Origin of the sequence: Streptomyces achromogenes subsp. achromogenes (assembly GCF_000720835.1) — a bacterium.
GTDB lineage: Bacteria > Actinomycetota > Actinomycetes > Streptomycetales > Streptomycetaceae > Streptomyces > Streptomyces achromogenes.
The window spans coordinates 36,664-57,129 of sequence record NZ_JODT01000033.1 but is presented as its reverse complement, the minus strand read 5'-3'; the positions used below and the strand labels follow the sequence as shown (position 1 = coordinate 57,129).

The 20,466-nt window shown below is 73.3% G+C and carries 17 protein-coding genes and 1 pseudogene; 7 read left to right on the top strand and 11 right to left on the bottom strand.

All coding sequences use genetic code 11. The features are described from left to right. The first annotated feature begins 56 nt into the window (after window positions 1–56). Window positions 57–710 (top strand): TetR/AcrR family transcriptional regulator, encoded by a 654-nt coding sequence (locus IH25_RS0128915; protein ID WP_030616959.1) that lies wholly within the window; start codon window positions 57–59, stop codon window positions 708–710. A 159-nt stretch (window positions 711–869) separates the two neighbouring features. On the opposite strand, the gene IH25_RS0128910 is transcribed toward IH25_RS0128915, so the two are convergent. The 7 genes from IH25_RS0128910 to IH25_RS0128880 form a co-directional block, all read right to left on the bottom strand. After that, window positions 870–1,847 (bottom strand): GlxA family transcriptional regulator, encoded by a 978-nt coding sequence (locus IH25_RS0128910; protein WP_030616957.1) that lies wholly within the window; start codon window positions 1,845–1,847, stop codon window positions 870–872. Beyond that, complete coding sequence (locus IH25_RS0128905) at window positions 1,844–2,488, bottom strand: HD domain-containing protein (RefSeq protein WP_030616955.1); 645 nt, start codon at window positions 2,486–2,488, stop codon at window positions 1,844–1,846. Before IH25_RS0128905 ends, IH25_RS0128910 begins: the two co-directional genes overlap by 4 nt. A 219-nt stretch (window positions 2,489–2,707) precedes the next feature. Further along, the gene (locus IH25_RS0128900; protein ID WP_030616952.1) at window positions 2,708–3,298 is read right to left on the bottom strand and encodes a class F sortase; all 591 of its coding nucleotides are present in this window, start codon (window positions 3,296–3,298) and stop codon (window positions 2,708–2,710) included. A gap of 98 nt (window positions 3,299–3,396) precedes the next feature. Further along, the gene (locus IH25_RS0128895; RefSeq protein ID WP_030616950.1) at window positions 3,397–3,882 is read right to left on the bottom strand and encodes a hypothetical protein; all 486 of its coding nucleotides are present in this window, start codon (window positions 3,880–3,882) and stop codon (window positions 3,397–3,399) included. Between the two features lie 415 nt (window positions 3,883–4,297). Then, on the bottom strand, window positions 4,298–5,071 hold the full coding sequence (locus IH25_RS0128890; RefSeq protein WP_030616948.1) for a calcium-binding protein: 774 nt from the start codon (window positions 5,069–5,071) through the stop codon (window positions 4,298–4,300). A gap of 304 nt (window positions 5,072–5,375) precedes the next feature. After that, the gene (locus IH25_RS0128885; RefSeq protein ID WP_030616944.1) at window positions 5,376–5,891 is read right to left on the bottom strand and encodes a lytic polysaccharide monooxygenase auxiliary activity family 9 protein; all 516 of its coding nucleotides are present in this window, start codon (window positions 5,889–5,891) and stop codon (window positions 5,376–5,378) included. Between the two features lie 193 nt (window positions 5,892–6,084). Next, on the bottom strand, window positions 6,085–6,663 hold the full coding sequence (locus IH25_RS0128880) for a TetR/AcrR family transcriptional regulator (protein ID WP_030616941.1): 579 nt from the start codon (window positions 6,661–6,663) through the stop codon (window positions 6,085–6,087). A gap of 270 nt (window positions 6,664–6,933) precedes the next feature. Between IH25_RS0128880 and IH25_RS0128875 the strand changes: the two genes are divergently transcribed. From IH25_RS0128875 to IH25_RS0128860, 4 genes are read left to right on the top strand one after another with little or no spacing between them, the layout of a single operon-like run. Next, a complete protein-coding gene (locus IH25_RS0128875; protein WP_030616938.1) occupies window positions 6,934–7,518 on the top strand; it encodes a (2Fe-2S)-binding protein in 585 nt (194 codons plus the stop codon). Next, the gene (locus IH25_RS0128870) at window positions 7,515–8,507 is read left to right on the top strand and encodes an FAD binding domain-containing protein (RefSeq protein WP_030616932.1); all 993 of its coding nucleotides are present in this window, start codon (window positions 7,515–7,517) and stop codon (window positions 8,505–8,507) included. The genes IH25_RS0128875 and IH25_RS0128870 overlap by 4 nt, the downstream gene beginning before the upstream one ends. Beyond that, entirely contained in the window at window positions 8,504–10,639 is a 2,136-nt protein-coding gene (locus IH25_RS0128865; RefSeq protein WP_030616930.1) for a xanthine dehydrogenase family protein molybdopterin-binding subunit, read from the top strand. Before IH25_RS0128870 ends, IH25_RS0128865 begins: the two co-directional genes overlap by 4 nt. After that, a complete protein-coding gene (locus tag IH25_RS0128860; protein ID WP_030616928.1) occupies window positions 10,632–11,774 on the top strand; it encodes an XdhC family protein in 1,143 nt (380 codons plus the stop codon). The genes IH25_RS0128865 and IH25_RS0128860 overlap by 8 nt, the downstream gene beginning before the upstream one ends. Before the next feature lie 122 nt (window positions 11,775–11,896). Here IH25_RS0128860 and IH25_RS0128855 read toward each other — a convergent pair whose 3' ends face one another. Then, on the bottom strand, window positions 11,897–13,081 hold the full coding sequence (locus IH25_RS0128855) for an aminotransferase class V-fold PLP-dependent enzyme (RefSeq protein ID WP_030616926.1): 1,185 nt from the start codon (window positions 13,079–13,081) through the stop codon (window positions 11,897–11,899). 243 nt (window positions 13,082–13,324) lie between these two features. Between IH25_RS0128855 and IH25_RS0128850 the strand changes: the two genes are divergently transcribed. Both IH25_RS0128850 and IH25_RS37885 read left to right on the top strand, forming a co-directional pair. After that, window positions 13,325–13,858: an AAA family ATPase gene (locus tag IH25_RS0128850; protein WP_030616924.1), complete on the top strand. Its 534-nt coding sequence runs from the start codon at window positions 13,325–13,327 to the stop codon at window positions 13,856–13,858. Window positions 13,859–13,932: 74 nt separating this feature from the next. Further along, window positions 13,933–17,607 (top strand): hypothetical protein, encoded by a 3,675-nt coding sequence (locus IH25_RS37885; RefSeq protein ID WP_157847031.1) that lies wholly within the window; start codon window positions 13,933–13,935, stop codon window positions 17,605–17,607. Between the two features lie 401 nt (window positions 17,608–18,008). On the opposite strand, the gene IH25_RS0128840 is transcribed toward IH25_RS37885, so the two are convergent. The 3 genes and pseudogenes from IH25_RS0128840 to IH25_RS0128830 form a co-directional block, all read right to left on the bottom strand. Continuing rightward, on the bottom strand, window positions 18,009–18,584 hold the full coding sequence (locus IH25_RS0128840) for a YdeI/OmpD-associated family protein (RefSeq protein ID WP_030616922.1): 576 nt from the start codon (window positions 18,582–18,584) through the stop codon (window positions 18,009–18,011). A gap of 49 nt (window positions 18,585–18,633) precedes the next feature. Continuing rightward, window positions 18,634–18,798 (bottom strand): annotated as a pseudogene (locus tag IH25_RS40015) (DUF1697 domain-containing protein); the annotation flags it as partial. 25 nt (window positions 18,799–18,823) lie between these two features. Further along, window positions 18,824–20,431: an MFS transporter gene (locus IH25_RS0128830; RefSeq protein ID WP_030616920.1), complete on the bottom strand. Its 1,608-nt coding sequence runs from the start codon at window positions 20,429–20,431 to the stop codon at window positions 18,824–18,826. Window positions 20,432–20,466: the final 35 nt, after the last annotated feature.

Here is a 20,466-nt window from a genome sequence, read left to right as displayed (position 1 = left end):
CACCGCGTGCATCGCCAAGTGCACAGGTTAGGCTGGGACTTGACGAGAGGGGCGAGATGACTGGCCGAAGGCGATGGTCGACCGAGGAGATCCTGGACACGGCGGCGACACTGCTGCGCACGGGCGACGCCGAGTCGTTCAGCGTGCGCAAGCTCGCCGCGGCGCTCGGAACCGACTCCTCCAGTCTCTACCGGCACTTCCGCAACAAGACCGAACTGCTGCGCGCGGTCGCCGACCGTATCCTGCTGGCCGCCATGGACGGCTACCGTCCCGAGGGCGACTGGAAGCAGCGCATCGCCGCGCTGGCCGTGCGCCTGCGCGAGGCGTTCGGCGAGCAACCCCAACTCGCCACGGTCTGGGGGCGCTACGGGTCAGGCGGCACCGGATCCCGGTTGGTCATGGAGGAACTGCTGCAGGCGCTGCGCACCTCGGGACTGCCCGACGAGGAGGTCCCGGCGCGCTACCACCGCATCGTCATCCTCCTCGCCGCGCTGATCTCCTCCGAGGCCGGCATCAGCACCATCTCCCCGGAGGAGTACGAACAGGGCATGGAGCAGTTCCGCGTCGCCGTGCTCGGCGCCGATCCCGAACGCTTCCCGGCCCTGGCCCACTTCGCCCGCGACATCCGCCCCCTCGGTGCGGACCGCGGCGCCGCGTTCGACGAAATCCTCACCGCCCAACTCGCCCATATAGAGGCCCTGATCCCCTGATGTGCCCGATCGGCGTCGGCGCGACCGACGCCGCGCCAGCCCGGTGCCGGGGGCCGGTGCGGGATCAGCTGCGGCCGAGGAAGTCGATGCGGTCGTACCGGGGCGAGGAGGAGCGGCAACGTTCACACGTGCCGTCGGTCTCACCCGGGCGCGCCGGGCTCAGCCGGGGGCCGTCGTGCGGAAGCGGGCCCGGTAGACAGTCGGTGAGATGCCGAGCGCGTTCTGGAAGGCCCGCCGCATCGCCTCGGCGGAGCCGAAACCGGCGTGGGCCGCGACGGTGTCCACGGGCTCGGTGCCCGACTCCAGCAGGGCCTGTGCCGCTTCGAGGCGAATCGCCTCCGTATAGCGTCCGACCGTCGTCCCGACGTGCGTCCTGAAGAGCCGGTTGAGGTGGCGTACGCTCACTCCGGCGCCGCGCGCCAGAGCGGTCGGGTCGTGCTCCGCGCCGGGATCCGCGCCGATGAGGTCCATGACCCGCCGGACGACGGGATGCGTGGACTCCCGCAGGGTCAGCCGCGCGCTGAACTGCGACTGCCCTCCCGGGCGCGCCATGAAGACCACGAGTTCCCGTGCGACCTCCCGCGCCACGTCGGGACCGTGGTCCTGCTCGACCAGGGCCAGGGCGAGGTCGATGCCCGCCGTCACCCCGGCCGAGGTGATCACATGACCGTCGCGGACGAACAGGGCGTCCCTCTCCACGGTGACATCCGGGTAGCAGAGCGCCAGTTCAGCGGCCAGGCGCCAGTGCGTGGCGGCCCGCCGCCCGTCGAGCAGTCCGGCCGCGGCCAGCATGAACGCACCGGCGCACACCGAGGCCACGCGGCGGGCACGGCCGGCCAGGTCCTTCGTCATGGCCACCAGCGCCGCGTCGGCCACGGCTTCCCGCCACTCCCGCCGCCCCGGCACCAGCAGGGTGCCCAGCTGTTGCGGCAGGTCCTGCCGCCCGGCGTCGGGGGCCAGCCGGACGGGGGCCGAGGTGGCCACCGGTCCTGGGGCGGCGGACACGATCCGCACGTCGTACCGGGCCCCGTAGGCATTCGCCGTCGTGAAGACCTCGGCGGGCCCGGCCACGTCCAGCAACTGGACGCCGGGGAAGGCCAGGATCACCACGACCTGCCCTGGCCGCCGGCCGCTCATTCCGGCCACGGCGACGCGAGGACGGCCCGCACGAAGTCGCCTCGCTCGAACCCCGGCACATAGTGCTCCAGGACATCGGCCTTGATGTTGCCGAAGGTCGTCTCCGGCTTGGGGCGGATGCCTTGGGTGAAGGCCTCCAGGATCCGCCGCTTGAAGTCGGGACGGGGATGCAGGGCGAGGACGGCCGCTCGGTCGGCGGGGGCGAGGTCGTCGTAGCCGATGCCCAGGACGTCGTACTCCACACCGGCGGTGACCAGCGCGACCTCGGGCTCCATGAACTCCGGGATGCCGGGCGTGGTGTGCAGGGCGATCGCCGTCCACACGCGGCGGACGCCGTCCTCGGGCACCTGGTGGTCCCGCAGGAACCGGCGCGCCGCCTCCGCGCCGTCGACCTCGAAGCGCCGGCCACTGTCGTGGAAGCGCCGGCCGAGGCCGAGATCGTGGAACATGGCGCCGATGTAGAGGAGCTCCGGGTCGAAGGCGAGGTCGCGCCGACGGCCCTGGAGAGCACCGAACAGGTAGACCCGGCGTGAGTGGTGATAGATCAGCTCGCTCGTCTCGTCCCGCACCAGCTCGGTCGCCTCCCGGGCAAGTCTCGTGTCCGGCACGCCGACTCCGGCGACCCGCGTTGCGTCGGTCATCTTTCCACCTCATGTCTGCCAGGCGTACGCGCGAGCTCGCGCTGTGACCTCAGTCTTGTCCGCGCGGCCGGACGGCACCATGTCCCTGCGGACAGGCATCCCACGGATCGGGACACCGGTCGGCGAGGGGGTTCGCTGTGCGAGGTGGCGGCGCTGCGCCGAGGAACCGCACGCGCGGGCCGCGCCGACGGCAAGCCCGGCGGTGTCCGTTCCGCGGGCCTACCTCACCGCGGTCAGCGTCGCGTAGACGACTACGTTGCCCAGGTAGCCGGAGCCCTCGGTGTAGCCGCCGCCGCACGTGATCAGCCGGAGCTCGGGCCGGCCGGAACCGCCGTAGACCTTCTCGCTGGGGAACCGCTTCTTGTCGTAGAGCTCGACGGCGCGGACGGTGAACACCGCTGTCCGCCGGTCCGCCCTGCTGATCTCGACGGTGGCGCCCTCGGTCAGGGCGCCGAGGTCGTAGAAGACACCGGGGTCGCCGGCGGGTGTGTCCACATGCCCGGCGACGATGGCGGTGCCCGCCGCACCGGGAGCGGTGCCGTCGCCGTACCAGCCGGCCAGGCCGGGTTCGTCAGGGGGCGGAGTCCGTAGCGCCCCTGCCGCGTCGAGGCCCACGCGTGTCATGGGGGCGTCCACGCCGATGGCGGCGATCCGGAGCCGGACCGGTTCCGCGCGGGGGAGCGGACGGACCGCCGGGGGAGCGGGGGCCGCGGCGGCGGAGAAGGCGCGGGCCGCCGGAGGCCGCGGCGGCTCCTCGTCATGCACCCCGGTGATCAGCAGCACCGCGCCTGCCGCCAGCGCCCAGCCCAGGGGGACCACAGCGGGAAGGAACGGACCTCGGGGAAGGCGGGTCGGGTGTCGGGGTGCCATCGCGGTGTGGCCTTCGCTTCACGGCGGGTGCGGTGTCGTCACATTCCGTCGGTGTTCGGGCGGCGGCACAACCAGACCACACCGGCGGCGGCCGTGAGGAGCAGCGCACCCCCCAGGGCGAGCCCCGGGCCCGAGTCGTCCGCCGGTCCGAAACCGGCGTCGACCGAGCCCTCGGGAGCGCGGCCGGTGATCTGGTACGTGCCCGTGACCTTGGTCAGCGGCGGGCACTTCAGGGTGATGGTGTCGCTGCCCGGCTCGGTGCCTTCGGGCACCTGGAACTCACCGGTGAGCACGCCCTCCTCATCGCCTCCGAAGAGGTGGAAATCCCCGCCCGCCTCCGACGAGCCCTTGCCGTAGTCCGCGTCGGGGTCGCAGGCGCTCGTGCTGACCGTGACCGTGGAACCCGGGGAGGCATTCCGCGGTTCGATACGGATGTCCGAGTCATCGGCGGCGGCGACCGGGATCTGCAGCACCAGGGCACCGAGACCCAGGCCGATGCTTGCGGCCATGTGTGTGTAACGCATGCGAATCCTCCAACGGACAGCGCCCGGCCTGTCTGCGCGGTGCCTCTTTTGTGTTCCGCTCACGAGGCAACCGACAGTCCGTCAGTCCCGCAACCCGACGCCTGACTACATGCGTCACTCGTTCAGGCGCGATGAGGGTTCCGCTTGTTCGCTTGCGCAGGTCACCGCCGTGAAGACCGGTGTCAGGCGTCACCCACCACCCCGTCCCCATAACGGTGAAGCCGACCGTGTGCCGGGTGGGTCACCGGCAGCGGTGCCGGGAGCGGCGCGGGCTTCCCGCACGTGGGCGTCGCCACCCGTATGGACGCGTGGGCGGGCGAGGGGACCGTGCCCGTCCTCCGGGCTTCTCCCACCGTGCCGGTACGTCCGGCGCGCTCCCGGCGCCGTCGATGCCGATCCGCTGCGTCGTGCCCTCCTACCGGAGGACGACATCGCGGCCCGGGCCGCCGTCGACGGTGTCCTTTCCGGGGCCGCCGCCGACCAGGTCGTCGCCGTCTTCGCCGTACAGAGTGTCGTCGCCGGGGCCGCCGAGGACGATGTCACGGCCGTCCCCGCCCCTGGCGTGGTCGTCGCCCGGGCCGGCGTACACGGTGTCCGCGCCGCCGTACGCCTCGATCATGTCGTCACCCCGGCCACCCCACAGCCGCTGGTCGCCGTCGTCGCCCATCAGGTGGTCCATGCCGTCGCCGCCGTCCAGGACCGCGCGCCCCATGACCATGTCGTCCCCCGCGTCACCCCGCACCGTGTGCGCGGTGTGGGCGTGCAGTTCGTCGTCGCCGGGGCCGCCGCGCACGGTGGCGACCCCGGGGTCGCTGGTGACGATCGTGTCGTCGCGGTCGCCGAGGTAGATGTCGATCCTGTCCGGCCGGGGGCTGCCGGTGGGCAGTTCGCAGACGACGAAGGTGTGGTCCGCGGGGTCGAGGTACGCACAGTGGTCGCCGGGTGCGAGCGGGACCGCGTCGCGGAAACCGACCTGGCGGACCCCGGCGCCGCGATCCATGGGGAACACGTGGAGGTCGTCGGCCTGTCCGGAGGCGGCGGTGAACACGATCGACTGAGTCGCCCAGTCCGCGCCGACGTGCGCCTCCGCCCGGGTGGTGACGGAGGCGGCGGCTGCCGGGGCGGCGGCGAGACCTGCGGCGAGGCCGGCGGCGAGCAGCGTCACGGCGACCGTGCGGGTGGTGGTAATTCCTTGTCTGTTGTCCACGGGACCTCGTCTCGATGTGGCAGGCGGGCGGTCCGGCCTGCCGGCGGGGCAGTCGGCGGGGACTTGGCGGGCGGCCGTGCCGGCAGCGCCCTCGTGTCCGCCCGTCCCCACCGCGTGGCCAGATCCGCCACGCCTCTGGACCCTGGCCGACCAGGAACTGGCCGCCCGGTGGGCCGCCCGCGGCTCCCGGTCCCCTGCCGGGGGAGGGAGCCGTAGCTGCGGGAAGAGCTCTCCGGACCCCTGCGGGGCCCGGCCCCCGGTTTCCCGGGGGCCGGTATCACGCGCGTCAGCTCACGTTCACGTCCACGCAGGCGTAGAAGGCGTTGGAGGTGTCGGCGATGTTCCACACGGCCAGTACCTTCTGCTTGCCGGTCAGACTGCCGAAGTTCACCTGGTGGGTGACGGTCTCGCCCGGCCGGGCGCCGCCGTCGTTGAACTCCGCGATCTTCCGGCCGCCCGCGTAGTACTGCCAGGTGCTGGTGGCGTGCCGTGCCGTCAGCCGCCAGTTGAAGCTGGTCGTGCGGCTGACCGGGGTGACCTTCCAGCCCTTGCTGTCGTTGTCGAGCTCGGCGAAGGCGGCGTTCCCTCCGCTGCAGCTCATCAGACCCTTGGGGCCCTCCACGCTCTGCGGCTCGTACTTGATGGAACCGCAGGAGACCAGGCCGGCGGCGCACTGGGCCTGCCGGCTGGGGGGCGAGGATATGTAGCCGTGCGCGCTCGCGCTGCCGGCCGGCAGGCTCACGGCCAGGAGCGGGGCGATCCCCGCGCCGATGGCGGCGGCCAGCATCTTCTTGCTCTTCATGACAGCTCCTGTGGGGGTTCGTGCCCGTCGATACCAAGGCAGCGACGGGCATGCGCATGTCAAGCAACCGTTCCATGGCCGTGGAGACGGCCATGTGCAGTGACGGAAGCGTACCCTGCTTGGTCTAGACCAAACCAGTACTCGGGCAAGGTAGTTGGACGCGAGGCGGCGCCGCCCTCGGCGGCGCGGTTCCTCACCGGTGGCGTGTCCCCGTACGCAGTCCGTCCATGACCAGGTCGAGAAGCCGCGTGGCGCGCGGTCGCCAGTCGTCGTGCGGGTCGAGCTGCCACAGGCCGGCTATGGCGAGGAGGAAGTCGTCCGCGGTGACGCCGGGACGGATGGTGCCGGCTTCCTCGTTGGCGCGGAGCAGCAGTTCCGCCGCATGGGCCACGGGCGTCGGGGACGGCTTCGCGGGGCCGCCCGGTGCGCCGGTCACCTGCCGGATCGCGTCGGCCAGTCCGGCCTTGGTCATGGCGAACTCGGACAGCCGGTCCATCCAGGCGCGCAGGGCCACGTCGGGCGCGCGGGTGTCCAGCAGGTGCCGGGCACTGTCGGCGACCTGCTGCATCTCGTGACGGTAGATCTCGAGGACGAGGGATTCACGGTTGGGGAAGTTGCGGTAGAAGGTGCCCTGTCCGACGCCGGCCTTCTTGGCGATCCCGCTCAGCGGGGCGTCCGCGCAGCGCGACAGCTCGGCGAGCGCCACCTCCAGGATGCGCTCGCGGTTGCGCTGGGCGTCGGAGCGCCGGCATGAGTCCCTCTGCTGAGGCACGCGTCCTCCTCAAGGCGTGGCCAAACCTCGCCCTTGCTAAGCGGACAGCTGTCCGTTAGGTTTTCGGATAAGCGGACAGCTGTCCGGTCGGTTCCACCATAGCGACGGAAACGACCCTGTGGCAGTCGCCGGCCGCACTGTCCGGCCCCCAGCACCCGACACCTTCGTTTCACCCTTCCCGGGCGCAGTCCCGTACGACGCGTCCCACCCGCGGCCCGTATCCCGGCTGATCGCTCATCCATCTGTCCTGAATTGCGAAAGAAGCAGCGCATGGCCTTATCGACGTCCAGCGTCATCACTTTGAAAATCAACGGCGAGAAGCACACGCTGCCCGTCGACCACCGCACCACCCTGCTCGACGCACTGCGCGAGCGGCTCGATCTGACCGGCACCAAGAAGGGCTGTGACCAGGGGCAGTGCGGTGCCTGTACGGTCCTGCTGGACGGGCGCCGGGCCGTGGCCTGCCTGCAACTGGCGGTGGCGGCCGAGGGCCGGGAGATCACCACCATCGAAGGCGTGGCCGACGGCGAGCGGTTGCACCCCGTACAGCAGGCCTTCCTCGATCTCGACGGCTTCCAGTGCGGTTACTGCACGCCGGGGCAGATCTGTTCGGCGATCGGCATGATCGAGGAGCACGCGGCGGGCTGGCCGAGCGCCGTCACCGAGGACGTCCGTCCACAGGCGGGGCCCCCGCCCCTGACCGCCGACGAGATCAGGGAGCGGATGAGCGGGAACCTGTGTCGTTGCGGCGCCTACGTGGCGATCGTCGAGGCGGTGGCCCGCGCCGCCGAAGCTCACACGAACGCGAGTGACGAGGACGCCGCGACGGGCGGGACGAAGGAGGCCGTGATATGAGGGAGTTCGACTACCGGCGGGCGTACGACGTCGCCGGAGCCGTGGCACTGCTCGACGCCGATCCGGACACCCGCTTCCTCGGCGGCGGCACCAACCTCGTGGACCTGATGAAGACGGGTGTCGAGCGTCCCGCACGGCTCATCGACATCCGCGAGCTGCCGCTCGACCGGATCGAGGTGACGGCCGGGGGCGGACTGCGCATCGGTGCCACCGTCACCAACGGCGACCTGGCCGCCCACCCCGAGGTACGGCGCCGCTACCCGGCACTCGCCCAGGCCGTGCTGGCCGGCGCGTCGGGGCAGCTGCGCAACATGGCCACGGTCGGCGGAAACCTGCTCCAGCGCACCCGCTGCGGTTACTTCACCGACGTCAGCCAGCCCTGCAACAAGCGTGTCCCCGGCAGCGGCTGCCCCGCCGTCGCGGGCGAACACCGCAACCACGCGATCCTGGGCGCCTCCGACCACTGCGTGGCCGTACACCCCTCCGACATGGCCGTGGCCCTGACCGCCTTCGACGCCGTCGTCCACTACGAAACAGCGGACGGACCAGGGGAGTTGCCGCTCGCCGACTTCTACCTGCCCGTCGGGGACACCCCGCACCGGGAGACCGCCCTCCCGGCGGGCGCGCTGATCACGGGCGTCACGCTGCCGCCGGCCCCGGTCGCCGCCGGCTCCCGCTACCGCAAGGTGCGCGAACGCGCCTCCTACGCCTTCGCCATCGGCTCCCTCGCCGCCGCGCTCGACATCCGGGACGGCATCGTCAGGGACGCGCGCCTGGCCTTCGGGGCCGTCGCCTCCCGGCCGTGGCGGGCCACCGCCGCCGAGCGGGTCCTGACCGGCGCGCCGACCGGACCCGAGACCTACGCCGCCGCGGCGGACGCCGAACTGGCGGCGGCCCGCCCGCTGCCCCGCAACGGCTACAAAGTGGACCTGATCCGCAACCTCACGGTGACCGTCCTGACCGAACTCGCGGAGGAGGCCGCCCGATGAGCACCGTCACCACCACCACATCCGTACCCACGCCGTCCGTCGGCACCGGCCACACCCGCGTCGAGGGACGGGACAAGGTCACAGGAGCGGCCCGCTACGCGGCAGAGGTGCCCTTCGCCGGCCTCGCCCACGGCTGGCTGGTGCTGTCCACGATCGCCCGCGGCCGGATCCGCGCCCTGGACACCGAACCCGTCCTCGCCATGCCGGGCGTCCTCGCCGTGCTGGACCACCGCAACGCCCCGCACCTGAACACCGACTACGCCGGTCTGCTGGGCAAACCGGACCCGACCTGCGCCGTCTTCCAGCACGACCGGGTGCCGCACTTCGGCTGGCCGGTGGCACTGGTCGTCGCGGAGACGCCCGAGCAGGCGAGGGAGGCCGCCGAAGCACTCGTCGTGCATTACGAAGAGGAACCGCACGACGTCGAGTTGACGAGTGACCATCCCGACTGCCGCCCGCTGGACGGCCATATGCCGGCGGTGACGGAGAAGGGCGACCTGGACGCCCGGCTGGCCTCCTCGGCCTTCGTCGTGGACGTCGAATACTCCACTCCCGAAGAGCACCACAACCCGATGGAACCCCATGCGGCCACCGCCCGCTGGGACGACGGACGGCTGGAGGTGACCGACTCCAACCAAGGCGTCACCTGGGTCGCCGGCGAACTCCAGAACCTCTTCTCACTCGACCCGGCCTCCGTGCGCGTACGCTCCGAACACGTCGGCGGCGGCTTCGGCAGCAAAGGGGTCCGGGCCCACCAGGTGGCCGCCGTGATGGCCGCGACCATGCTGCAACGCCCCGTCCGCGTCGCCCTGACCCGGCGTCAGATGTTCACGCTGACCGGCCACCGCAGCCCCACCATCCAGCGCGTCCGGCTCGGCGCCGACGCCGACGGGCGGCTGCGCGCGCTGGAACACCGCTCCGTCAGCCGCACCTCCACCTTCCACGACTTCGTCGAACCGAGTGCCGGAGCGGCACGGGTGATGTACGACGCCGACGCCCACCACACCGCGAACAACGTCGTGCCGCTCGACGTGCCGACCCCGACGTGGATGCGTGCCCCGGGGGAGGCTCCCGGATCGTTCGCACTGGAGGCGGCGTTCGACGAACTCGCCGAGAAATGCGGGATCGACCCGATCGAACTGCGGCTGCGCAACGAACCCGAGGCGGGCCCGGTGTCGGGCCTGCCGTTCGTGGGGCGCAACGTGGCCGCCTGCTTCCGGGAGGGCGCCCGCAGGTTCGGCTGGGCGGACCGGGACAGCCGCCCCGGAGTGCGCCGTGAGGGGCGCTGGCTGCTCGGCACCGGCACGGCGGCGGCCTCCTTCCCGGCGGGCTCGGCACCGTCGACCGCGACCGCGACCGCGCACCCGGACGGCACCTTCACCATCCGGATCTCCGCGGCCGACATCGGCACCGGGGCCCGTACCGCACTCGCCCTGATCGCCGCCGACGCCCTCCAGGTGTCCCCGGAGCGGATCCGGGTGCGCATCGGCGACAGCGACTTCGGCCCCGCGATGATCGCCGGCGGCTCCATGGGCACCCGCTCCTGGTCCTGGGCCGTCAAGGAGGCGGCCGGTGAACTGCGCGAACGGCTGGCCCTCGGCGCCGACCTCCCCGCACAGGGCCTCACCGTGCGCTCGGACACCACCGAGGCCGTCGGAGCCCTCGGCCCCGCCGAACGGCATTCCTACGGCGCCCAGTTCGCCGAGGTCGCCGTGGACGTCACCACCGGCGAGGTGCGGGTGCGGCGGATGCTCGGCATCTTCGCGGCCGGCCGGATCGTCAACCCGCTCACCGCCCGCAACCAGCTCCTGGGCGGCATGGTCTGGGGCATCTCCATGGCCCTGCACGAGGAGGCGGCCCGGGACCGTGCCTCCGGTGGCGTCGTCGGCGCCGACCTCGCGGGCTACCACGTGGCCACCCACGCCGACGTGCCCCGCATCGAGGCCGACTGGATCGAGGACACGGACCCCGACGACCCGGTGGGCATCAAGGGCATCGGTGAGATCGGCACCGTCGGCGCCGCGGCCGCCGTCGCCAACGCGGTCTGGCACGCCACCGGCGTGCGCCACCGCAGCCTGCCCATCCGGCCGGACCGCGTCCTCACGGCCGCCGCGGGGGCGCCGGATGCTTGACCTGGCAGGGGAACTGCACCGGTGGATCGAGCAGGGCCGGGAGTTCGCCGTCGCCACCGTGGTGGCCGTGAGCGGCAGCGCACCGCGCGAAGTCGGCGCCGCCCTCGCCGTCGACCGCGAGGGCACCGTCATCGGCTCGGTCTCCGGCGGCTGCGTCGAGGGCGCCGTGTACGACCTGTGCGGTGCGGCGCTGCGGACCGGGGAGAGCGTCCTCGAACGTTTCGGCTACAGCGATGACGACGCGTTCGCCGTGGGGCTGACCTGCGGCGGAACCATCGACGTACTGATCACGCCGGTGGTGGCGCGGGCCCCCGCGCGGACGGTCCTCGGCCCGGTGCTGGCCGCCGCCGCCCGAGGCGAACCGGCGGCCCTCGCCCGGGTCGTCCGCGGCCCCGCCGAACTGCTCGGACGGGTCCTGTCGGTCCGCTCCGACGGCAGGCCGGGGGGTGGTCTCGGCGGCCACCCGGACCTGGACCGGACGGCGGCGGCCGAGGCCCGGGCGATGCTGGAGGCGGGCCGCACCGGCACCGTGGACCTCTCGGCGGACGGTTCGCACTGCCCCGGCGGACTGACGCTGCTGGTCGAGTCGAACGTGCCGCCCCCGCGCATGATCGTCTTCGGCGCGGTCGACTTCGCGTCGGCGCTGGCCCGGGCCGGGAAGTTCCTCGGCTACCACGTGACGGTCTGCGACGCCCGCCCCGTCTTCGCCACCCGTGACCGCTTCCCGGACGCCGACGAGGTCGTGGTCGACTGGCCGCACCGCTACCTGCGGCGCACCGCGACCGACGCCCGGACGGTCCTGTGCGTGCTCACCCACGATCCCAAGTTCGACATACCCCTGCTGAAGGCGGCCCTGCGGATGCCGGCCGCGTTCGTGGGCGCGATGGGATCACGCCGTACCCATGAGGACCGCGACCGGCGGCTGCGGGCCGAAGGCATGACCGCACGCGAACTGGCCCGGCTGCGCTCACCGATCGGCCTCGACCTCGGCGCCCGCACACCGGAGGAGACCGCCCTCTCGATCGTCGCGGAGATCGTCGCCACCCGGCGGGGCGGCACGGGCGTGCCCCTGACCGGCTCCGGCACGCCGATCCACCACGACACGGGAGAAGGAAGGAGGCCGGCGGTCGCCTGACGGCCCGGGGGCGAGGCAGTCACCCGGACGGCCCTCGGCCCGGACGACGGGCGGCGGGGTGCTCATCCCTCTCGGGTACGGGGGAGGGGCACCCTGTCCGTCGGCGAGGCGCGGGCGGACACTCAGACCGGGAGCGAGTTCAGCGCCCGGCACAGCCTCTCGATGTCCTCGTCGGTGTTGTAGTAGTGCACCGATGCGCGCACCACTTCGGGCAGGCCGCGCGCGCCCAGGTCGTAGCGGGCCGAGGCGATCGCCGACACGCTGGTGTTGATGCCTGCCGCGGTGAGCTGCTGCCGCACCTCGGTTGCGGGTACGTCGTCGACGGTGAACGTGACGATGCCGCACAGACGCCGGCCACGGTCCTGGACGGTCACTCCCGGGGTCTGCGCGAGCCGGTGCCGCAGCCGTGCGGCGAGAGCCGTGACCCGTGTTTCGATCGCTTCGATGCCCCAGCCCAGGGCGTAGTCCACGGCCACACCGAGGCCGATCTTCGCCGCGTAGTTGGTCTCCCAGGCTTCGAACCGCCGCGCGTCGGACCGGATCTCGTACGTGTCCGCGCCGGTCCACGTCGCGGCGTGCAGGTCGAGGAAGGGCGGCTCCAGCTTCCCGATAAGCCGTTCGGAGACGTACAGGAAGCCGGTGCCGCGCGGCCCGCGCAAGAACTTGCGCCCGGTCGCCGACAGCATGTCGCAGCCGATCTCCCGTACGTCGACGGACAGTTGCCCCACCGACTGGCAGGCGTCCAGCAGGAACGGGACGCCGGCGGCGCGGGTCAGCCGCCCGATCTCGGCCGCGGGGTTCACCAAGCCGCTCTGGGTGGGTACATGGGTGACGGCGACGAGCTTGACGTCGTCGTCCAGGCGCCGTTGGAGGTCCGCTACCGACAGTTGGCCGTGTTCGTCGTCGTCGACCACCTCGACGCGGGCGCCGGTGCGGCGGGCCACCTGCAGAAAGGCGATGACATTGCTGGCGTACTCGGCGCGGCAGGTCAGGATGCGATCGCCGGGCCCGAAACGCATCGCGTAGAAGGCCATGTCCCAGGCCCGGGTGGCGCTGTCGACCACGGCGACCTCCTGCGGCCGGCAGCCGATCAGACGGGCGATCGACTCGTAGACGGCGTCGACTTCCGCGGCCCGGGCCGCCGCGGCCTCGTAACCGCCGAGCCGTGCCTCCAGCCGCAGGTGGTCGATGACGGCGTCGAGGACCGGAGCCGGAGCGAGTGCCGCGCCGGCGTTGTTGAGGTGGACGACGTTCGCGCACCCGGGGGTCTCTCGGCGGGCCCGGGCCACGTTCACTGGTTCCGGCACGGCACTCCTTCACGTTCGCTCCGGTGGACAGGCAGACCTGCGACGCTCCCGCGATTCTCCCTCTCCCGGAGGACCGGCCGCGCCATCGCTCCGCCGACCGCGGCGGCGACCACGCTTCCCACCCCACACCACCACCGCCGCCGACCCCACGCGACCCGCCACCCGTAGTCATCCGTCCGTGCTCGGCGGGTCCCTGGAACGACCAGGGTGGTGTCACCGGCTGCCGGTAGCGTGACCGCTGTGATGGTGGGCAGCGAAGAGACCCGGCTGGTCGTACTGCGCGGCAACAGCGCATCGGGGAAGTCGTGTGTCGCGGACGGCCTCCGTGAGCGCTACGGCCGCGGCCTGGCGCTGGTCGGGCAGGACAACCTCCGCCGCGTCGTGCTGCGCGAGCATGACCGGCCCGGAGCGGCGAACATCGGCCTGATCGACCTGACGGCCCGCTACGCCCTGGACGCCGGATTTCACGTGGTTGTCGAAGGCATCCTCTACGCCGACCGTTACGGCGACATGCTCACCCGGTTGCGCGCCGACCACCGCGGCCCGACCCACAGCTACTACCTCGACGTGCCCTTGGACGAAACCCTCGCCCGGCACGCCACCAAGCCGATCGCCGACGAGGTCGACGAGACGCGACTGCGCGACTGGTACCGGCCGCTCGATCTCCTGCCCGGCGGCATCGAGACGGTCATCGGTGCCGACAGCGCCCTGCACGAAACCGTCGACCGCATGATGCGCGAGACGGGCCTGGCACACCTGCCCGCGCTGGACCGCTGACCGGGGCAGGCAGAGGCCGGTGTCTGGGCTCGCACCGGCCGGGATTGTCAGTGCTGCCTCCTAGCATGGCGATCATGATGAGGACGCAGGCGGGGGCGGCAGGGCGGCTGCTGCGCGAGATGGTCGGGGCCGGTCGCGACGCGGAGGGGGCGGGCCCGCGCGGTGGCGCCGCGCCGCACGTGGTGGAACGGGCGCGGCCCGCGCGCTCGGTGGCCGCCAAGGTCGCCGCCGCTGGTGGAGTCGTTGAAGAGACGGCCGCCTTCCTCCGGAAGTTGACGGAGCGTCACCTCGGCGGGGACGCCGCCCGCTGGTGCCGACTGCACGACGCGCTGGCCACGTACCCCGGCACGCTGCCCGAGCTGCTCGCCGCGCCGCCGGTGCCGCCGGTCCCGGACGACACGCTCCGTCCGCCCGCACCCCGCAGCGTCCACCGCACGCTCGGCCTCCTCCTCGAGCACACGGAGCCCCGGCATGCCGCGGCCGCGTTCGCCGCCCTGCCCGAGAGGGTGACGACGGAGCTGCTTGCCGGCGGGACCCCGCCGGCGCCCACCCTCGTCGCCGCCGTCATCGACCACGGCGACACCCGCACCCGGGCAGCCCTGGCCCGCCATCCCCGGCTCGACACCCGGCTCCTGGCCCGGCTGGTCGCGGTCGGGGACGCCCAAGTCGCCGCGGCCGTCTACCGCAACCCGCGTACCACCCAGTCCCTGCGCCGTACCATCGCCGCGCGGCTCGACACCGTTCCGCTCGACACCGCGCTGCGCGCCGAGCTGACGGCGCCGAACGGCCAGGTCCCGCGCACCTGGCTCGCCCCGCTGCTCGGCTCGGGCGACCCACAGCTCGTGGTGCCGGCACTGCGGTGGGGGGTGCGGCAGGTCGCCCAGCAGTACGCCCTGCTGAGAATCTGGGAGCGGAGCGGCCCGGACGCCGTACGCGCCCTGCTCGCCGACCCCGCCGCGACCGCCTGGCTGAGCCGGGCCACCGTGGACACGGTCACCGAGGCCCTGGCCGCCCCGGACGGCGACGGGCCGCGCCGACTGCGCGCGCAGGGCGAGCCGTACGAGGACCCCGCCCGGCTGCCCGCGTTGCTCGCCACCGCCCGGGGCACCAGCACCCTGCGCGACCTGCTGTCCGAGCCGTACGCCCATGATCTCGACGCCCTCGCCGCGGCCCATGCCGTGACCCCGTTCATGCCCAAGGCCTGCGAAGAGCTGGCCCGCCACGAGGCGGCGAGCGACGCCCAGCGCCGGGCGTTCCGGTTGTCCGTCCTCAACGAGCCGTGGCGGGCCGGGGGCCGCCGCGCGGGGAACACCACCCTGCCCGCGCGGCGCCTCGCAGCGGAGGAGCTCGACGACAGCGCCGCCGTCTGGGCGGAGGGCATGGCAACGGCGGGGTTCCTCGACCCGGTCGCGCTGATCGGCACCGCGCGCCCTGCCCGCCACGCCCTCGCCGCCCTGGTCCGCCTCGCCGAACGGGACCTGCTGGGCGCGGCGACGGTCGCCGAACTGCGCACTTCGACCCAGGCGCACCTGGGAGACCGGGAAGGGGCCTGGGCCGCGTTCGACGTCCTGCTCCCCACACACGCGGGAACGGTCGCGGAGCTGATCGCCGAGGCGGGCAAGGCCCCGAACGAGGCCCCCGCCGAACCCGAACTACCGGCCGACCCCGGACCGTCGGCCGATCTCGAACCGCCCGCCGACTCCCCATCGCCGACGCTGCCCCAGCCGACGGCCGAGCCCCGTCAACCCGCCCCGGCCGAACCGTCAGCCCAGCCCAAGCCCCCTGCCCAGTCCGAACCGTTGTCCTATGACGCCACCGGACCCCAATCACCGGCCGCGCCCCAACCCCCCGTCTCCGAACCCTCACCCCCGCCAACTCACCACCGGCGCGACCGCGTGCACGCCCTGGCCGCGCTCGACCTGCTGTACTCCCTCGCCCCGGACGATGCGCCCCGTTCGAGGAATCCCAAGGTGCTGCGTGCGCTCGCCGTGTACGAGCAGGCGACCGCGCCCGGCCTCGCCACCCCTCGCTGGTACGCCCTCGCCTGCGCCCGCCACGGCATCCCCCCGTCCAGGGACGGGTTCGCGTACGCGGCGCCCAGCCTCGCGCAGGTGCGCGCGCGACTGCCCGAGACGTACGGATCGGGTGCCCAGCACATCGAGCACGCCTACGTACAAGGCGTGCTGCCCGCCGACGAACTGCTCACCCTGCTGCCCGCCCGGCGCCTGCTCCTGCTGCCGTACGACTGGGAGCGGCTCGCGTTCGCCCACGCGTGGCGTGCCGCGCTCGCCCGCCGCCTGCGCGCCGAACTCGGCACCGACCCCGACGCCTGGCTCCGTCTGGCCGCGACCGTGACGGCGTCCGAAGCCGCCCGCGAGGGGCTGACCTGGGCGCAGCTGCTGCGGCGCGCGCGGTCCGGTGCGCGTCCGGCGGCGAGCGCGGGGACGTCCATCGGCAGGACCAGACCGGCCACCCCCGACGAAGCGGTCAAGCTGCTGGAGCGGGGCGATCATCTGTGGGCCTGGCCGGAGGGCACCCTGCTGTGCCTCGCCGACGCCGAGGTGGTCGACGCCGTCCTGCCCCGGCTCGGCCCGGACGGGCCCTGGCTGCTCGCCGCGTACCTGCTGCGCCACGCCCGCACACCACGCACCGTCCTCGACCGGCTGCTCGCGGACCGCGACCCCGACGCGCTGCGCGTCCTGGCCGCCCAGTCCCGCTGGATGGAGCGCAGCGGCGCGGTGGCGCGCCTCGTCGGTCTCGACGACCCCGAGGTCGACCTCGCCCTGCTGCGGCACTGGAACCCCCGGCCCCTCGTCCACCGGATCGTGACCCGGTCACGGCCCGCTGCCGGGCGGCCTTCCCTGGGCGCCCGGGTGCTGGCCGACTGGCGAGCCGGGAACGACGCACGACCGGCCGGCGGTCTGATGTGGCTGTGCTCGGCCGAACCCGACCTCGTGGAGGCGCTGCTCGAAACAGAGGGCTCGCGGCTCGGTCTCGGGCACCAACTATTCGGCTGCCTACGGCTGTTGCAGCACGGTGGTGCCGGCCGGCTGGCGAAGCTCGCGGGGCGGGACGTGCTGGGGCGCTCCGCCACCGCCCTCTGCGTGAAGGCCCTCGCGTCCGCCGACCCCGCCGCCGTCCTCCGTGCCCGGCTCGACCGTGAACTGGCACCGGAGAAACTCGTCCGCAAGCTGCGGCGCGCCCGGCACGCCCCGCACGCACGGGACCTCATCGAGTCCCTCCCGCCGGGCGAGCCGGTGGACTGGGCCGCTCTCGAAGCCGCCCACGCCCAGGAACCGCTCCCGTACTGGCAGGACATCATCCGCCTGGACGGCGTGCCCGAGGGCGTACGACTGCGACACGCGGCGCTGCTGCCGGAGCCGGGCCCCGACGGTCTGCCCGGCAGCGCACGGCTCACCCGGGAGCGCGCCCGGCACGGACTCGGCGGCCATGTCCACTGTCCTCCGACCACCCAACTGGACGGGCTGCTCACGGCGGGGCTGCTCGACGGCGCGGACCTGGTGCGCCGCGCGACCCCGGCCGCGCGGCTGCTCGCCTACCTGGGCGCCGCCGCCCGTCGCACGGACGCCCCGCCCGAGGCCGCCGAGGCCCGCGCCCTCCTCGCGGGCCTCGTGCGCTCCGAACTCGGCACGGACCCGGCGGCCTGGCGCCGGGTCGCGCGGCGGCTGACCGGACTCGACCCCGAGTGGGATCCGGTCTCGACGGTGGAGGCGCTGCTCGCCGCCTGACCAGGCCGGGCACAGTGGGAACCGCCCCGGCCCGTAGGAGCGGCCGGGGCACCTGCCGGACCTGAGTTACGACGGCCGGCACGACGCGTTGTGGAACCTGAGCGAGTATCCGGGAAAGCGCAGCGTCTACCTGGTGAGCCGCTTCCTCCGGTGACCGCCGTACCGCACAGGTGACCCGAGCGAAGGCCCAGGCGGCCGGCGGACAGGCCGGGGCCGCCACAGCGGGCGATGCCAACCGCCCGATCCGGAAGGCCGGTTCGCACAGGGGATGGGCGGCCCACCGCCGGCCCGGGCGGTGGTGCCCGGCGCGCGCCCGGATGGCCGGCCTGGGTGCGGATCACCTCGTACAGCGGATGACGTTGCACAGCGGATCACCTCGTACAGCGGGCGGGCGCGGGGCTCTACGGGTAGATCTTCTCGCCCTTGGCCAGCATCGCGACGAACTTCTCGATCCGGCGGGCCCGGGTCTCGGCCTTCTTGGCGTCCTGGATCCGGTACAGGATCGCGTAGCGGTTGCGCCGGTCCAGCGTCTCGAAGAACGCGGCGGCGGCCGGGTTGGCGGCCAGCGCGGCGGCCAGATCGTCCGGCACCGTCGCGGTCTTCACGCCGTCGTAGGCCGCCTCCCACCGGCCGTCCGCCTTGGCCCGGTCGATCTCGGCCTGCCCGGCGGGACGCATCCGGCCCTGCTCGATGAGCGCCGCGACCTTGTCCCGGTTGACCTTGGACCACTTGCTGTTCGCCCTCCGGGGGGTGAACCGCTGAAGCCACCACTCGTCGTCGAACCCGGCCTTCTGGCCGTCGATCCAGCCGTGGCAGAGCGCCACGTCCAGGGCCTGCGCGTAGTCCAGTGCGACGATTCCCGGGCCCTTCTTGCGCAGCTTCAGCCAGATACCGGGACAGGAGGCGTGGTTTTCGGCCAGCCAGGCCTCGAACGCTTCGGCCGAGTCGAATGAGACGATCTCCAACTCCTGAGTCACCCCAGCAGTGAACCACTCCCCAGTGACCTCCGACTCGGCGGCTGGTGGTTCAGCCGTCCGGCACCTGCAGGTGGATCTCGTCACCGACCAGGGAGAGTTCGGCGCTCTCCCCGGCGGGCGGCGTCTGGGCGAGGACCACGTTCCCGCTCCGCAGGTACGTCTGGACCTCGCTGAACCCCAGCGCGCCGAAGAGCTCGCGGAGATTCTTCATCGCGGGTGAGCCGGTGTTCCCGGGTGGCTCAGGCGGCTGGCGCCGTCTCGGGGGCCGTGGACGCGGTCGCGTCGGTGTGGTGCGGGGTGTCCGTACGGCGCAGCGCGATCAGGGCCAGCAGGCAGGAGACCAGCGCCGCCGCCCCGCAGATCGTGAAGCCCAGCGCGTACCCGTGGCCGAGCGCCCGCAGGGCCAGCGGCGCGGCGCCGCCCGGCGGTGCGGTGGCCGGGACGGAGTTGACGGCCAGCGGCCCGCCTTCCGCGGCGACCTCGGCGGCGGCCGCCTTGACCTGCGGACTCAGCGCGGAGTCACGCAGGTCGGAGCTGAACAGCGAGCCCGCGCGGCTCAGGGCGACGGCGCCGATGACCGCCGGGCCCAGGGTGAACCCGAAGTCGCGCAGCAGGCTGGTGGAGGCGCTCGCCATGCCGGCGTAGTGCACGGGGACCGTGTTCACGGCGGTGGCGGTGATCGAGGAGACCGTCAACGCGAACCCGGCACCGACCAGTCCCAGGGGCAGCACCAGCGAGGTCAGCGCCCGGTCCTCCACCGGCAGGGTCGCGGCGAGGAAGTCGCCCGCGGCCATCAGCGCCAGGCCCACGGTGAGGATCCAGCGCCCGCTGACCCGCTCCAGCAGCCGCGAGGTGAGCGGAGCCAGGACCAGGGTGAGGCCGTTGAGCAGCAGGAAGGCCACGGAAGTGCGCAGCGGGCTCTGGTGCTGCACGGGGCCCAGCCGGATGCTGGTGGCGTAGGCGGTCCCCAGGAAGCTGAACATGCCGACGACCGCGACGACCGAGGCGACGGCGAACGCCCGGTTGGCGAACAGGTCCAGGCGCAGCAGCGGCGAACGGGCACGGCGCTCGGCGACGACGAAGAGCACGACGAACACCGCGGCGACCACGAACGCGACGACCACCGGGGTCGAGCCCCAGCCGTCCGTGGGCCCCTGGATGACCGCGTACAACAGCGCGAACAGGCCGATCCCGACGGTGAGCTGCCCGCCGAGGTCCAGCGAGCGGCCCTCGGGCGCCCGCGAGTCGGCGGCACCCAGCAGGCTGACCACGGTGCTGGCCGCGGCGATCACCACGACCACCACGAACGCCGCGCGCCAGGAGTCGTGGCTGCCGGTGACGCCGCCGATGACGGGGGCGACGAATCCGCCGGTGGACAGGGCGGCCGCCCACACGGTGATGCCGCGCGCCCGGTCCCGGTGGCTGTGCGTGCCCGCCGCGATCATGGCGAGCGAGGTCGGGAAGAGCGCCGCCGCACCGAGGCCGGAGACGACCTGCCCGACCCACAGCAGGTGGACGCCGCCGCTCACGGCGGAGACGGCCTCGCCCGCGACGACCAGGACGGAGCCGCCCACGAGCAGCCGCTTGCGTCCGAACAGGTCGCCCAGGACGCCGAAGGTGAGCTCCAGCACGGTCACCGGCAGCAGGAACGCGTCGGAGATCCAGGTCAGTTGGGAGCCGATCGGATGCAGGTCCTCCTGGAAGAGGCCGTTGAGGGTGGCGGGCACGGCGAGGGCGATCTGGGCGAGGCAGACCGCGAGACAGCCGGCGACGAGGGTGCCGAGCGGCAGCGGGCTCGGCGCGGGGCCGGCGGGTTGCGCGGGGGAGCGGGGGTCGGTCAGCGACATGGCGGGTCCTGGGGTGGGAGGCCGGCGGCGGGAAG

What these genes read in the sequence shown, in the direction of transcription:
- IH25_RS0128905 (WP_030616955.1), bottom strand. Translation starts at nt 2,488, where the DNA reads ATGACCGACGCAACGCGGGTCGCCGGAGTCGGCGTGCCGGACACGAGA.
- IH25_RS0128870 (WP_030616932.1), top strand. Translation starts at nt 7,515, where the DNA reads ATGAGGGAGTTCGACTACCGGCGGGCGTACGACGTCGCCGGAGCCGTG.
- IH25_RS37885 (WP_157847031.1), top strand. Translation starts at nt 13,933, where the DNA reads ATGATGAGGACGCAGGCGGGGGCGGCAGGGCGGCTGCTGCGCGAGATG.
- IH25_RS0128910 (WP_030616957.1), bottom strand. Translation starts at nt 1,847, where the DNA reads ATGAGCGGCCGGCGGCCAGGGCAGGTCGTGGTGATCCTGGCCTTCCCC.
- IH25_RS0128850 (WP_030616924.1), top strand. Translation starts at nt 13,325, where the DNA reads ATGGTGGGCAGCGAAGAGACCCGGCTGGTCGTACTGCGCGGCAACAGC.
- IH25_RS0128830 (WP_030616920.1), bottom strand. Translation starts at nt 20,431, where the DNA reads ATGTCGCTGACCGACCCCCGCTCCCCCGCGCAACCCGCCGGCCCCGCG.
- IH25_RS0128875 (WP_030616938.1), top strand. Translation starts at nt 6,934, where the DNA reads ATGGCCTTATCGACGTCCAGCGTCATCACTTTGAAAATCAACGGCGAG.
- IH25_RS0128885 (WP_030616944.1), bottom strand. Translation starts at nt 5,891, where the DNA reads ATGAAGAGCAAGAAGATGCTGGCCGCCGCCATCGGCGCGGGGATCGCC.
- IH25_RS0128915 (WP_030616959.1), top strand. Translation starts at nt 57, where the DNA reads ATGACTGGCCGAAGGCGATGGTCGACCGAGGAGATCCTGGACACGGCG.
- IH25_RS0128860 (WP_030616928.1), top strand. Translation starts at nt 10,632, where the DNA reads ATGCTTGACCTGGCAGGGGAACTGCACCGGTGGATCGAGCAGGGCCGG.
- IH25_RS0128865 (WP_030616930.1), top strand. Translation starts at nt 8,504, where the DNA reads ATGAGCACCGTCACCACCACCACATCCGTACCCACGCCGTCCGTCGGC.
- IH25_RS0128895 (WP_030616950.1), bottom strand. Translation starts at nt 3,882, where the DNA reads ATGCGTTACACACACATGGCCGCAAGCATCGGCCTGGGTCTCGGTGCC.